The sequence below is a fragment of the Paenibacillus sanfengchensis genome, assembly GCF_036864765.1.
Classification (GTDB): domain Bacteria; phylum Bacillota; class Bacilli; order Paenibacillales; family Paenibacillaceae; genus Fontibacillus; species Fontibacillus sanfengchensis.
This window is the reverse complement of sequence record NZ_JBAGJC010000005.1, coordinates 282,318-296,812: the sequence shown is the minus strand read 5'-3', so window position 1 is coordinate 296,812 and position 14,495 is coordinate 282,318. Positions and strand designations below refer to the sequence as shown.

The following is a 14,495-nucleotide window of genomic DNA, read 5'->3' as shown; positions in this document are numbered from 1 at the left end:
TTGTGCCGCGAAATAGCTGGAGCTTTTCCAGCTAAGTCCGATCCAAGAGCCAAGAGGGGTACATTAACGGGAGGTTTTCCCGTTAGTGTGTAGACTCGCAATTGAAGAACCGGGAACTGATTAAGAGAAGACCGTTCGATGGCAAAATCGAATGGTCTTTTTTTAGATAATCCTATTATGTTAGGTTTGTGTCATATAAAACAAAGTAAACATCAAGTTTTCGGTGATTTTTCAAAGCGTTCATAATTTACACGTAAGCTTTCATGACATAATTTTAAAATGGCACCGCTTTCACTATTGACAGGCAGTTTCGACATGGTATAATTACTTTAAAATTTAGTTTGTTTGTTCTCCGACGAAACTGAAATAAGGAGGGGAGAGGTTGTATAATCGAACCGGAAGTTTGGATCTTATCAAGAAGATCAACCGGAATTTGGTTCTGGACATGATCCGCAGCGAGAAAAAAATCAGCAGAGCGTTAGTAGCCAAGAAATTGGGTTTAAGCCGGTCCACAGTCACCTCCATCGTCAACGAACTGATCAAGAAAAAGTTTGTCGTGGAAACGGGATTTGGCGACTCTACCAAGGAGGGGGGCCGCAGGGGGATCGAGCTGGGCTTTAACCCGAAATCGGGGTACGGCATCGGCGTCGATATCGGGCGGACCCGAACCCTGATCGTACTGACCGACCTCGACGGTGAAATCGAGTATAAAGAAGAATGTAAAACGACGGCAACCGTGGAAGAGACACTGGAACTGATTCAAGCGTTTATTCAAAAATCCGGGATCGAAAAAGATCGTATCCTCGGGATGGGGATCGGGCTTCCGGGGATTGTGGACAGCAGGGAAGGCGTTATCCTCGACGTGCCCGCATTGAACTGGGGAAACATCAATCTGGTTGAGAAGGCGAAAAACTATTTTGCGTTCCCAGTTTATGTAAACAACGATGTCAATTTTGCCGCGCTGGGTGAAAGGTGGCTGGGCAGCGAGGGAATGACAGACAATATGTTCTTCATCGCCATCGGAACCGGGGTAGGTGGCGCTATTATCGCCAACGGTGAATTAATAGAAGGCTATCGGTACTCCGCGGGGGAAATCAACCGCTTTATCGACCGGGAGGACCTGGCCCGGAACAGAAGGAACGGTCCCGGAGAGATGGGTGCTTTCGAACAGCAAATCTCGGCTTTCGCTTTGGAGAGGAGCGGGATATCTCCCGAAGAGCTTTTTGCTCGCTATACACGCGCAGAGCCTGAGGCGGTTCGCATTATTGACGGATTCGTGCAATACCTGTCGATCACCATTGCCAATATCGTAAGCTTGTTGAATCCGCAGCGAGTCATTATCGGCGGGGGCGTATCCGGCTCCATGTCTACCGTCATTGAGGATATCCGCAAGCAGGTATCCGATCTTACGCCGATCCCGACGGAGATTAAGTTGGCCCGTCTGGGCAGGGATGCCGGGGGACTGGGGGCTGTCGCTTACGTGTTCCAGCAGTTGCAGGATGCGGAAGACCTATAAAAATAGAAAAGTTCAAGTTCAGTCAACAAGAGGCTCTGAATGGAGAGCCACACCGTATTTAATTTGTTTGTACTTAGAACAAACTAACATAAATCAATGGGGGTTATTTCATGAAAAAGTCGTTACTCGGTATCATGTCCCTTGTGCTCATTCCGTCCCTGCTTGCCGGATGTTCCGGCGGAAAATCGGCAAATCCGGCCGATGACGGCGGCGTTCAAACGATCCGCATTTTGTCGAGCGATGACTTTGCAGGCTTCCGGGAAAAAGCGGTGGAGGAGTTCAATGCGAAAAACCCGGACATTAAGGTGGTTCTGGATCATGTAGCCTACGATCAACTGCACGACAAAGAACTGGCCTCCTTCAACGCCAGCGGTGAAGCGGCTTACGACATTGTGGACGTCGATGAAATCTGGACCTCGGAGTATGCCAATGCCGGATTCATCCTGCCGGTGACGGATCGTTACACCGATGAGATGAAGCAAGGCATCCTGCCGGCGAGCCTGCAAATCGCAAGCCTGGACGAAGAGATCTACGGCGTACCGATGTTTAACGACGTCGTATTCTTTTACTACAATGAGGAACTGCTGAAGAAAGCCGGTTTTGATCATCCGCCGGTGACTTGGGACGAGTTCACCACGATGTCGCAGGCTCTTCAGGAGAAAGGAATAACCCCCGGTTCGGCCAGCGCTTGGGGATGGAGCGCCAATGAAGGTCTCGTTGCTTACTTTGCCGAATTCCTCGGTTCGTTCGGAGGAAAATTCATGGATGAAACGGGCAAGCCGGTGTTCAATGACGAGAAGGGAGTTCAGGCACTCACGTTCATGGCGGATTCCATGAAGAACGGAGTAATCGACAAGGCGTCGATCAACTACAATGACCGTCAGGTGCTGGACGCATTTAAAAACGGAAAAACGGCGTTTGTTGCCGGCTGGTCCTTTTACTGGGGAGAACTGAACGGCAGCGATTCCAAGGTCAAAGACAAGGTGAAGGTGGGGCTGGTACCTGCGGCCGAGGGAGCTCCGCATACGGCGGCTACCGGATCCATGTACCTGGCGATCACTCCGCAATCGGAACATGAAGACGCCGCTTGGAAGTTTATCGAATATCTGGGCAGCAAGGAAGTCCAAAAGCAGCAATCGCTGGATGCCGGCTCTCTTCCGATTTGGAAGGACCTCTACAGCGACGAGGATCTGAATAAGAACTTTACCGCCTTGAAGGATATGGAGAAACAGCTGGAACAGGTGATTTCCCGCCCTTCGCTGGATGCTTACAATGAGTTTTCCAAAAATATGCAAATTGCTCTTCAGTCGGTCTTGACCGGTCAAAAGGATGCAAAGACCGCGCTGGATGAGCTGGCGGCAACGACGGAAGAACTTCAGGCGAACGGCAATTAACCGGGTCCCGCTTCGGCGGGATATCCCGCCGGGCCTGCGGAGTCTCATTTGGATGTGGAGGTATGTATGATCAAAAAACTTAGACCATTCGGATATTTGCTGCCCAGTTTTCTTGTCATCCTGAGCGTGACCCTGCTTCCATTGCTCTATGCGATCTTTATCAGCTTCATTAACTTGACCAAAAATGTGCATAAGCTGGACAATCCCAAGCTTTGGGATTACGTAGGCTTTGAGAATTTCGCCAAAGTTCTTTCGGACTCGTCCTTTTGGCAGGCCGTCGGTCGAACGATGTATTTTACGGTAACTTCGGTAGGTTTGGAATTCGTTCTCGGCATGGCCTTTGCCTTGATTCTGAATGAGAAATTCGCGGGAAGAGGCTTTGTAAGAGGATTTATGCTTATCCCTTGGGCTTTGCCGACCATTGTTAATGCGGTCTTATGGAAATGGCTTTACGATCCGGACCATGGAACGGTCACCGTGCTGCTGTCCGCCCTCGGTATTACGGATGGTTACTTTAATATTCTGGGTTCCTCCTTCTCGGCAATGAATGCCATCGTTATCGCCGATGTGTGGAAAAATACGGCTTTCGTGACGCTCATTTTATTGGCGGCGATGCAGTCCCTCCCCATGGAGGCCTATGAAGCGGGTAAAATCGATGGAGCCTCGGCGTTCCGAAGATTTTTCAGCATCACGCTTCCGTTGTTAAGCCCGGCCATATTGGTCGCGCTCATCATGCGGACGATGGAAGCCTTCAAGGTATTCGACATCATCTATATCATGACCGGAGGCGGTCCGGCCGGGGGAACGCAAGTGCTCTCCTTCCTGACCTATCAAACCTCCATGATGTTCGGCAAGTTCAGTTACGGCTCGTCCTTGGCGTTCGTGATGTCGATCTTCATTCTGATATTCGCCTTTATTTACATCAAAATTCTATACAAAAAAGCGGAGTGACCTATGGAGAGAACAAGAGCTCAGAAGTTTTGGATATATGTCGGCGTTTGTCTTGTCATGCTGTTCACGGCGCTGCCTCTGCTCCTGCTGGTGACCGCCACCTTCTCTTCCAGCGGGGATCTGAACGCGAAAACCCTGCACTTGTGGCCATCGGAGTGGACGCTTGGCAATTATACGAGGGTGTTCTCGGGTGAAGCGAGCGACGGCAGCCTGCCCCCATTTTTAACGGCGATGAAAAATAGTGTGATCGTCGCGCTCAGCTCCACCTTGCTGACCCTGCTCATCGGGATGTTTGCGGCGTATGCCTGCGCCAGATTCCGATTCCGCGGCAGGGATACCCTGCTCGTTTCGATTCTTGGTTTCCGCATGGTGCCGGAAGTGGTGCTGCTTATCCCTCTGTACGTGATATTCGCCCGGATGGGGATGATCAACCATAAGCCGGCGCTGATCCTGATCTACACGGCGTTTAACCTGCCGTATGTCATTTGGATGATGCAAACGTACTTCCGCTCAATTCCAAGATCCATGGAAGAATCGGCGCAAATCGACGGCGTGTCGCCGCTCGGCATATTGTTCAAGTTTTTGCTGCCGCTGTCGCTTCCGGGGTTGGTGGCAACCGGAATATTCGTTTTGCTGATCGCCTGGGATGAGTTTATGTTCGCCAGCATATTCACTTCGACTTATGACGCCAAGACCATTACGGTGGCGATCTCCGAGTTTTCAAAACGGGGCATGATCGATTTCGGCATGCAGATTACCGGCGGTTTCCTGGCATCTTTGCCGCCGATTGCCTTGGCATTATTCTTACAAAAATATATCATCAGCGGCCTGTCGGAAGGCTCTGAGAAGGGATGAGGATTATGAGTCAATTTTTCAACGAGGTTAAACAACAACCGGAGGCGATCCGGGAGACGATTCGAAACAACGCTTCTTTCAGCGCGGCGGGGGAAAAACCGTTGCTGTTGACCGGCATGGGCAGTTCCCTGGCCGCCTCCGAGCTGCTTGTCTCTTATCTGAACCTGCACGGCATCCAAGCTTCGGCTATCGACAATTCCGAAATTTTATACTATTATCCCGATTCTTTCCTGGACAAGTATCAGCTTTACATCGTTTCGCAGAGTGGGGAGAGCTTTGAGGCCAAGGAATTGGCCAGACGCTATCCCTCGGCATCGGCCATCACCAACTCTCCTGACGGCTCTTTAGCCGGTTTGGCCCGGGAGGTCCTCCTCACGCATGCCGGAAAAGAAAAGGCCATCGCTTCCTCGAAATCTTTTACGACGACGGCGTCTTTGATGCTGTTAATGGGAGCGAAGATGGCGGGGAACGATTTGACGGATTCGCTTTATCAGGCCGCCGACGTCATCGAAGAACATTTGAAGAGAGAAGATGAGTACCGGAAGCTGCTTGTCGATTTTATTAATCCGGAGAAGCCGCTCGTTCTCCTGGGCCGGGGGCCTTCGGTTTACACGGCGCGGCAGGGTTCCTTGACGCTGAAGGAAACTTCGCGCATGTTTGCCGAAGCAGCTTCGGCCCCGCAGTTCCGGCATGGCCCATTCGAATTGATTAAAGAAAACTTGCAAGCTATCTTCTTCAATCCTAAAGGAACAACTTACGATATTAATAAAAAGTATGTGCTGGAAATGGCCGAATTGGGCGCGAAGGTGCTCTATGTCTCCGATGAAGGGCTGCGGCACGAGCGCGTCATGTCGCTCGAAATTCCGTCGGTTCACGAATACGTAAGCCCCATTCCTTACTCGCTGGTCATCCAGTTAGCCGCCATCGAGCTCTCGGCGAAGCGGGGCCTGGTCGCGGGGGAAGCCGAAATCATCACGAAAGTTACAGGGAAGGAATAACCCCGATGATAAATTTGGTAGGTGTGATCACCGCGGATTTGATCCTAGCGCAAGTGAAAGAGCGGCCGGACTTCGGCGAAGAGCATATGGTCGACACAATGATTTTACGGCCCGGCGGCCTGGCCAACACGATTTTTCCGCTGGCCAAGCTCGGCGTCAAACAACGGGTCATCTCCCTTTTGGGCGAAGACGATTACGGTAACAAAATTTACGATGAGATAGCTCCGTTGATCGAAAATGAGCTTGCGCGAAGCGAAAAGGGAACCGTTTTGTCCGTATCGATCGTAAAAGAAGGCGGAGATCGCTATTTCGTGACCTATAAAGGAAATGCCGACGACTTAACCGCGGCTTCGGTCGAAGGGGAAACGGATTTCGAAGCGGCGCGCGCCACGCTTTTGTACGGTTATTTCCTGGCTCCGGGCTTCGGCCCGGATGCGGCCCTTACCTGCTTGAAACGGGCTAAGGCCGCCGGTCAAATCACCTTCTTCGATGCGAATTCGGCCATTGACGGTTGGAGTTTAAAGAGCAGGCAGGAGATCATCTCCTTCCTGCCCTACATCGATTATTTTATGCCGAACGACGAAGAGATCTTGCATTTGACCGGAGCGAGCGACGTGGATCAAGCCGCGAAGCAGTTAATTTCTCTAGGGGCCAACACGATTATCGTCAAGCGGGGAAGCCGGGGGGCAAGCGCTTATACCCGGTCGGGAGCCGTGCATCACGCCGGATTTCCTGTAAAGGCTTACGATACGACGGGGGCCGGAGACAGCTTCAATGCCGGGTTTATCCACAGCGTGCTGGAAGGCAAACCGATGGAGGAAGCATTGAGATACGGGAATATGCTCGCGAGCATCGTCGTTTCCAAAAAAGAAGACCGGTATCCCGCGCCCGCTGAAATTGAGAGGAACATCATGGAAATGCAGGCCGGCAGCGGATCTAAATAGCCGAATCCCGGCAAAAGGGTTTATTCCCAGGACAAGGTCCTGAGGGAATAAACCCTTTTTTTGCTCGGGGAACGTACATTCCTATTTTTATACAGTGTGGTATACTTGTTTGTAACTTAAACACGTTGTCGCAAGATTCAGACAATTTTTGGCGGGGGATTCAGGCCTTCGCAGGTGGGAGGCACCTTCATGTCATTACAATTCATTATCGGCCGCGCGGGAAGCGGCAAGAGCAGCCTGGTGCTTGAGCAGGTTACAACCCGGCTGCGGGAAGATCCGACCGGACCGCCCATGATTCTGCTGGCGCCCGAACAGGGGACCTTCCAGATCGAGCAGGCGCTTGTCCGGGCGCCCGGGCTGCGCGGGACAGTCCGCGTCCAGGTGTTGGGATTTCGCCGCCTTGCCTTGCGCGTAATGCAGGAGTGCGGCGGTTCCGCCCTGATTCCGATCAGCGAAGAAGGCAAAAAAATGCTACTCTACAAAATTCTCAGACGCCATAAGGACGAGTTAAAGCTGTACAGCCACGGCGGGGAACAGCTGGGGCTGATCGACCGGATCAACTCGCTTTATACGGAGCTCAAGAAATACAATGCGGATTTTACCCGTCTGGAAGATCATCTGCAAATGCCGGAATCCGCCGCGGGTCAGTCCCGTCTGCTCCGGGACAAGCTCCATGATTTGAATATTCTTTACCGGGAATTCGACGCTGAGCTTTCGCGCTTATATATCGACGGGGAAGACCATGTCCTCAAGCTGGCCGAGGGAGCGAAGAATTCGGCCTATTTGCGCGGAGCGGATATCTGGATCGACGGTTTTCACACCTTTACACCGCGGGAGTACCGGGCAATCGGTGAGTTGATGCAAACGGCCTCAACCGTTACGGTTGCCCTGACGCTGGACCGTCCGTATGACGACGGCGTGCCGCCGCATGAGCTCAATCTTTTTCATTCGACGGCGACGACCTACATCAAGCTTCGGTCTCTCGCGGAATCGCTCGGCATCGAGGTGAAGCCGAACGTCCGGCTAACGTCGCGCCCTTTTCCGCGCTATCAAGGCAGCGAAACGCTGTCTTATCTGGAGTCGGCCTATGAACGGCGGACTCCCTGGAGCGGGGAAACTCCACCGGCGGATCTGGCAGATTCGCTGTCCCTGCACGCGGCAAGCTGCCGGAGAACCGAGGTCGAAGGTGCGGCCAGGGAAATGGTCCGTTTGGCCAGGGAAGAGGGAGCGCGTTGGCGGGACATGGCGATGTTCGTCCGGAATCTGGATGATTATGAGCATATCGTTACTCCGGTTTTGGAGGACTTCGGGATTCCTTTTTTCATGGACCGGAAGAAAAGCCTCCTGCATCATCCCCTGATCGAAATGATTCGCGGCTCGCTGGACGTGGCGCTTAAATATTGGAAGTACGAGGATGTATTCCGGTGCGTTAAGAGCGAGTTTCTGCTTCCGCTGGACGGGAGCCTGACGCGTAACGATATGGATCTGTTGGAGAATTATGCGCTGGCGAGCGGGATTCAAGGTTACCGTTGGCATGACGGACGACCGTGGAAAGGGGTGCCGAGCCTTTCTTTGGAAGGCGACGAGACCGCACGCCGGGGGGCGGAGAACGAGCGGATGCAGCTCCTTGAACAATGTCGCGAAGCGGTTGTGGCGCCGCTGTCCGCCTTCGAAAAACGGCTGAAGCGGGCCAAGACCGTCCGGGACATGTGCGCGGCGGTTTACCGCCTTCTGGAGGAGATCGAGGCTCCGAGGCGATTGGACTTGCTGGCCCACAAGGCGTTGACGGCAGGTCGGCCGCAGCAGGCGATGGAGCATCGACAGCTGTGGGGCGCGGTCTTGGATCAGCTCGATCAAATCGTGGAGATGATGGGGGAAGAGAACTTGACCGCCGAATTGTTTGCGGGGGTACTGGAAACCGGACTGAAGGAACTGAAGCTGGGTTTGGTTCCTCCGGCGATCGATCAGGTGGTCGTCGGGAGCACCGACCGGACCCGAACCCGGCATGTGCGCCATGCCTTTTTGCTGGGCATCAACGAGGGGATCATGCCGGCCAATCTCCAGGAGGAAGGGGTGCTTAGCGAACAGGAGCGCCTGCTTCTAGGCGAGACCGGTCTAGAGCTGGCACCCGGCATGACGCGCCGCCTGCTGGATGAGCGGTTTCTGATCTACGGGGCCTTGTCCGCGGCAAGCCGTTCGCTCTGGCTGAGCTATCCCATGGCGGATGAAGAAGGAAAGACATTGCTCCCTTCCGAGGTCATCCGGCATGCGAAGACGATTTTTCCGGCGGGAATGCTGCAGGAGAAATTTATTGGCGAAGCTCCGTCCGCGGAGGATCCGCAGGAGCGGCAGCTGGAGTTCGTGAGCCGTCCCGCTCCGACCCTGCCGGCTCTGCTCGGACAGCTGCGGGCCTGGAAAACGGGGCTGTCTATCTCACCCGTTTGGTGGGAGGCGCTCCGCTGGTTCAAATCGAGACCCGAATGGGAGGGGGACGTCTCCCGGCTGCTCGGCTCGCTGGATTACCGCAACCGCGTCAGCGGGCTAACGCCGGCGACGAGCCGCAAGCTATACGGTAAAAGGCTGCGCACCAGCGTTTCGCGGATGGAGAAGTTTTCGGCCTGCCCTTTCTCCCACTTCGCTTCTCACGGTCTCAAGCTGAAGGAAAGACAGCTGTACAGGCTGAAGGCGCCGGATATCGGCCAGCTGTTTCATGCGGCGCTCAGCCAAATGGCGATTACCTTCAGAGAGCAGAACCGGAGCTGGGGAAGCCTGACGGAGGAAGAGTGCCTGAGAGAAGCGAACGCCGCGGTCGACCGGTTGGCTCCGAAGCTGCAGGGCGAAATTTTGCTCAGCTCGAAGCGGTACGGATATATTTCGCGGAAGCTCAAAAATATCGTCGGCCGGGCATCGGTCATTTTGGGCGAGCAATCCCGGCGGGGCAGCTTCGAGCCGATCGGCCTCGAGCTGGATTTCGGGCCCGACCGGCCGCTACCGCCCCTGACGTTCGAGCTGCCGAACGGCTGCGTAATGGAGATTGTCGGACGGATCGACCGGGTCGATGTCGCGGAAGGCGAGGACGGCTTGCTGCTGCGGGTGATCGACTATAAATCAAGCCAAACCGATCTCAAGCTGCATGAAGTGTATTACGGTCTGGCGCTGCAGATGCTGACCTATCTCGATGTGCTGCTGCAGTCGGCGGAAGCTTGGCTCGGCGAGCCGGCCTTGCCGGCGGGAGCGCTCTATTTTCACGTCCATAATCCGCTGCTGCAAAGCAGCAATGGCTTGAGTGAAGAGGAGGCCCGGAGCGAGCTGCTGAAACGGTTTAAAATGAAAGGCCTGCTGCTTGCGGACCGGGACGTGATCGCCAAAATGGACGGGCTGCTGGAAAAAGGGCATTCGGAGATTTTGCCGGTGGCGGTGAAAACGGACGGCAGTTTTTACAGCAGCGCTCCCGTGGCGACCCCGGAACAATGGGAAGTGCTGCTCGGTTCGGTACGCCGGACGATCATCGATATCGGCACCCGGATCACGGACGGGGACGTGGAGATTTCCCCGTACCGTCTAGGAACGGAGAGCGCCTGCACCCATTGCGTGTACAAGCCGGTCTGCCGGTTTGAAGAGACGATGGAGGGCGGCGGTTATCACCTGCTGAACAAACCGGCCAAAGATCAGATATGGAGCCTGCTGGGCGCAGCGGAAGGAGCGACAGAATGAAAGAAGGAACAGCCATGATGACGATACCGAAGCCGCCGGGCGTTTTTTGGAGCGATGATCAGTGGAAGGCGATCACGTTGTCCGGTGGAGACATCCTCGTCGCCGCCGCGGCGGGTTCGGGGAAGACCGCCGTGCTGGTCGAGCGGATTATCCGCAAGCTGTCGGCGGCGGATGAACCGCTCAGCGTCGACCGTCTGCTGGTGGCGACCTTCACGAAGGCCGCCGCTTCGGAGATGCGGCAGCGGATTCGGGAAGCTTTGGAGAAGGAACTGGAGCGCAATCCCGGAAACGAGCATCTCACACGACAGCTGGCGATGCTCGGCCGGGCCTCGATTACGACGCTCCATTCCTTTTGCATGGAGGTCATTCAGCGGTATTACACCTTGATCCCGCTCGATCCCGGGTTTCGGATCGCGTCCGAAAGCGAGACGGCGCTGCTCCGCCAGGAAGTGCTGGAGGAGCTGTTTGAGGAGAAATACGCGGTGGAGCAGGAAGGCAGCCGCTTTTTGGCGCTGGTCGACTGGTTTAGCGGAGAGCGTACGGATGATGCGGTCTTTGCCCTCGTCCAGAAGCTGTACGATTTCTCCCGCAGCCATTCCTGGCCGGAGCACTGGCTGCGGCAGGCCGCGGCCGCTTTCCGCCCCGCTGATCCGTCGGCATTGGAGGGCAGCCCGTGGATCGCAAGCCTGCTTGCCGACACGGACATGGCGTTAAGCGGAGCGGCGGACCTGTTGACGCAGGCCAAGAAGCTGGCCCTTTCTCCGGGCGGACCGGCGCCGTACGCGGCGACCGTGGAAGAGGACCTGAACACCGTGTTGTCCTTGAAATCCGCCGTCTTGGCGGGGGCGTGGCAGGGATTGTACGATAGGTTCCAATCCGTTTCGTTCGGAAAATTAAAGCCGTGCAAAAAAGATCAAACCGATCCGGTGATCCAGGAAAGAGTCAAGGGTCTGCGCGAAGAAGCCAAGAAACGGGTCGGCGATTTGCGGAGCCAACTGTTCGGGCGCAGCGCGGAGGCGTTCCTGAACGAGCTCTATCAGGCGGCTCCGGTTATGGAGGAGCTGGCCGATCTGATCACCGAATTCGGCGAACGGTATCGGCAAGAGAAGACGACGCACGGATGGCTTGATTTCTCCGACCTGGAGCATTACTGCCTGCAAATTCTCCGTCACCCGGATTCGACGCCGCTGGAGACGATCCCCTCGGACGCCGCCATGGAGTATCGGGACCAATTCGACGAGGTCCTGCTGGACGAGTATCAGGACACCAACACGGTGCAGGAGGATATCGTCCGGCTTATCTCCCGTCCGGCGCCGGGCAACCGGTTTATGGTCGGGGACGTGAAGCAGAGCATCTATCGTTTCCGGTTGGCCGAGCCGGGCTTGTTTTTGGAGAAGTACCGGAACTATGGCGACAGCTTCGACGGAGCGGGGCTCCGGATCGATTTGGCGAAAAATTTCCGCAGCCGCAAGCAGGTCGTTAACGCGGTAAACATGCTGTTCAGACAAATCATGAACGAAGGCGTGGCGGAAATCGCCTATGACGCCCGGGCCGAGCTGGTTTACGGCGAAGGCTTTCCCGAAGTGGCGGAAGCGGGCGAAGGTACGGATTATCGGCCGGAGCTGCTGCTAATCGACCGGAACGGGGAAGTGGGAGCCGCCGACCCGAGGGAAGCCGCTTCCGAAGAGAGCAAGGAAGGGGCGGACGAAGAGGCCGCCGCCGAAATCGAAGCGGTGCGCTTGGAAGCGCGGGCGGTGGCGGCCCGGATCCGGGAATTGACGGGGGATGGCGGCAAACCGCCGCTGCTCATTTACGACAAGCAATTGAAGCAGATGCGGCCCGTCTCCTACGGGGATATGGTCATCCTGCTGCGTTCAACGCTTTCCTGGGCGCCGGTTATGATCGAAGAGCTGCGAATGGAGGGGATCCCGGCCTATGGCGAGCTTAGCCAAGGCTACTTCCAGGCCTCGGAAGTGGAGACGATGCTGTCGCTGCTGCAAGTCATCGACAACCCGCGCCAGGATATCCCCCTGGCGGCGGTCCTTCGCTCGCCGATCTATGGGCTGACAGAGGAGGAACTGGCGGAAATCCGTCTGGCTTCGGGATCGGGCGGTTATTACGAGGCGGTTCTGGAGGCGGCGGAGGGGAACCCCGATGATCCGGCCGCGCCGCTGGCCCTTAAACTGCGCGGCTTTTTAAGCCAGTTGGAACGCTGGAGAGCCGAAGCCCGGGAAGGCGAGCTCAGCCGCCTGATCTGGGGGATCTACCGGGAGACCGGGTACCTGGACTGGGTCGGAGGGCTGCCGGGCGGACCATTGCGGCAGGGCAATTTGAGGTCGCTCTATGACCGGGCGAGACAGTTCGAGATGACGACCTCCTCGAGAGGCTTGTTCCGATTTTTGCGCTATGTGGGCCGCCTGCGGGAAAACGGCGGCGATCTGGGCGCGGCGGCATCCGCCGGAGGCCAGGAAGATGCCGTGCAAATCATGACCATCCACAAGAGTAAGGGGCTGGAGTTCCCGGTCGTGTTTGTGGCGGGATTGTCCAAAATGTTTAATCGTCAGGATTTGAACGCCAGCTTCCTGATGCATAAAGAGATGGGCTTCGGCCCAAGATTCGTGGATCCGGCACTCCGGGTCAGTTACCCGACGCTGCCGAATCTGGCGATCCGCCGGCGGGCGCAAATGGAGCTGCTTGCGGAAGAGATGCGGGTGCTTTATGTGGCGCTGACCCGTCCCAAGGATAAGCTGATCCTCGTTTCGTCGGTCAAGGATTTGGCGAAGGCGGCGGAGGTTTGGGGCAGCGCGCTGGAGGTCGGCGAAGAACAGCTGCCGGACTATTTGCTGGCCCGGAGCCGATCTTATCTGGACTGGATCGGCCCTTCGCTGATCAGGCATCCGGCCGCGGCCGAACTTCGCCGTTTTGCCGGCTTGCCGGAGCCCGCGGCCTCTATGCCGGACCTGACCGCCGCGGAGTGGGTGATCGGCTTTTTCCCGGCAAGGGAGATGTTCCAATCGCAAGCGGAGGCGGCTGTTTCTGTCGAGGTGGACGATGCCGGATCCGGTTCGGATCAAGAGTCGGGTTGGAGCCCCTCCATGCTTCAGTTGCTGCTGTCGGGAGGACCGGCACCCGTGACGGTACGAGAGGAAGAAGCCGGAATCAAGGACGAAGTGGACGCTCGCCTCGACTGGTCCTATCCTTTTGAAGCCGCTACGCGCATTTCCGCCAAAACCTCGGTCACCGAGATGAAAAGAATGCTGGCGGACCAAGAGGAGCCTCCGAGCGATGTCTTTGCCGGGCATGAACTGCGCAGAGAGCTGGAGAAGCCGGAGGAGGAGATCGATTTTACGCTGCATCTGCATCGTCCCCGTTTCATGGAACAGGCCGGGATGACGCCGACCGAACGGGGAACCGCCTATCATACGATCATGCAGCATTTGCCTTTTGATCGGGAACCCGGGGAGAAGACGGTTCACGAAACGCTGGCTTGGTTGGTGGAACGGCAGATCCTGACGAATGAACAGGCCGGGGCTCTGGACGTCCGGCGCATCGGCGACTTTCTCGCCAGCCCGCTGGGGGCGCTGCTAGCCAAAGCGGATTGGGTTCGACGCGAAATGCCGTTCAGCTATGGTCTCTCGGCCGCGGAGGCTTATCCGAGACTTGCCCCCCTGATTGAGGGGCCGCTTGGGGACAGCGGTAAGCCCGAACTGACAGCCACGGGAATGCTGGATCAGGAAACCGTGCTGATTCAAGGGATCGTCGATTGCCTCTTTTTCGCGGAGGGCCGGCAGATTCTGGTCGATTACAAAAGCGACCGGGTACTGCCGCACCGCGGTGGGATTCAGGCGCTGACGGAAGCCTACCGTTTTCAGTTGGAACTGTATGCTTCCGCCGTGGAGGAGATCACCGGTGTGCCTGTCGATGAGAAGTGGCTGTATTTCTTCGATACCGGAGAAACGGTGAAGCTTTAGGTTTGGCGGGTTGTACAGCACCACTATTAACTGTAATTTTTCGGAAAAACCGGTGTGGGGAGTTCGGTCCGTCCTGCTTGCGCAGTCGATGGATCTCAAAACTGCAAGCAGTGGTACCGACGATACCTATTATTCCCGCGAAGTCGAATCGG

Annotated in this window: 8 protein-coding genes; all 8 read left to right on the top strand. The window is 56.0% G+C overall.

Translation table 11 applies throughout. The features are described from left to right. Nucleotides 1-382: 382 nt before the first annotated feature. The 8 genes from V4U84_RS13270 (at nt 383) to addA (ending at nt 14,343) form a co-directional block, all read left to right on the top strand. Nucleotides 383-1,516 carry an ROK family transcriptional regulator gene (locus tag V4U84_RS13270; RefSeq protein WP_334071973.1) on the top strand — a complete coding sequence of 378 codons (1,134 nt, stop codon included), beginning with the start codon at nt 383-385 and terminating at the stop codon, nt 1,514-1,516. Nucleotides 1,517-1,626: 110 nt separating this feature from the next. After that, the gene (locus V4U84_RS13265) at nt 1,627-2,910 is read left to right on the top strand and encodes an extracellular solute-binding protein (protein WP_334071972.1); all 1,284 of its coding nucleotides are present in this window, start codon (nt 1,627-1,629) and stop codon (nt 2,908-2,910) included. A 66-nt stretch (nt 2,911-2,976) separates the two neighbouring features. Next, the gene (locus V4U84_RS13260; RefSeq protein ID WP_334071971.1) at nt 2,977-3,861 is read left to right on the top strand and encodes a carbohydrate ABC transporter permease; all 885 of its coding nucleotides are present in this window, start codon (nt 2,977-2,979) and stop codon (nt 3,859-3,861) included. Between the two features lie 3 nt (nt 3,862-3,864). Beyond that, a complete protein-coding gene (locus V4U84_RS13255; RefSeq protein ID WP_334071970.1) occupies nt 3,865-4,716 on the top strand; it encodes a carbohydrate ABC transporter permease in 852 nt (283 codons plus the stop codon). A gap of 5 nt (nt 4,717-4,721) precedes the next feature. Further along, nucleotides 4,722-5,714: an SIS domain-containing protein gene (locus tag V4U84_RS13250; protein ID WP_334071969.1), complete on the top strand. Its 993-nt coding sequence runs from the start codon at nt 4,722-4,724 to the stop codon at nt 5,712-5,714. 5 nt (nt 5,715-5,719) lie between these two features. After that, the gene (locus V4U84_RS13245) at nt 5,720-6,658 is read left to right on the top strand and encodes a carbohydrate kinase family protein (protein WP_334071968.1); all 939 of its coding nucleotides are present in this window, start codon (nt 5,720-5,722) and stop codon (nt 6,656-6,658) included. A gap of 189 nt (nt 6,659-6,847) precedes the next feature. Next, on the top strand, nt 6,848-10,372 hold the full coding sequence (addB, locus tag V4U84_RS13240; RefSeq protein ID WP_334071967.1) for a helicase-exonuclease AddAB subunit AddB: 3,525 nt from the start codon (nt 6,848-6,850) through the stop codon (nt 10,370-10,372). Further along, the gene (gene addA, locus V4U84_RS13235) at nt 10,369-14,343 is read left to right on the top strand and encodes a helicase-exonuclease AddAB subunit AddA (protein ID WP_334071966.1); all 3,975 of its coding nucleotides are present in this window, start codon (nt 10,369-10,371) and stop codon (nt 14,341-14,343) included. Before addB ends, addA begins: the two co-directional genes overlap by 4 nt. The last annotated feature ends 152 nt before the right edge of the window (nt 14,344-14,495 follow it).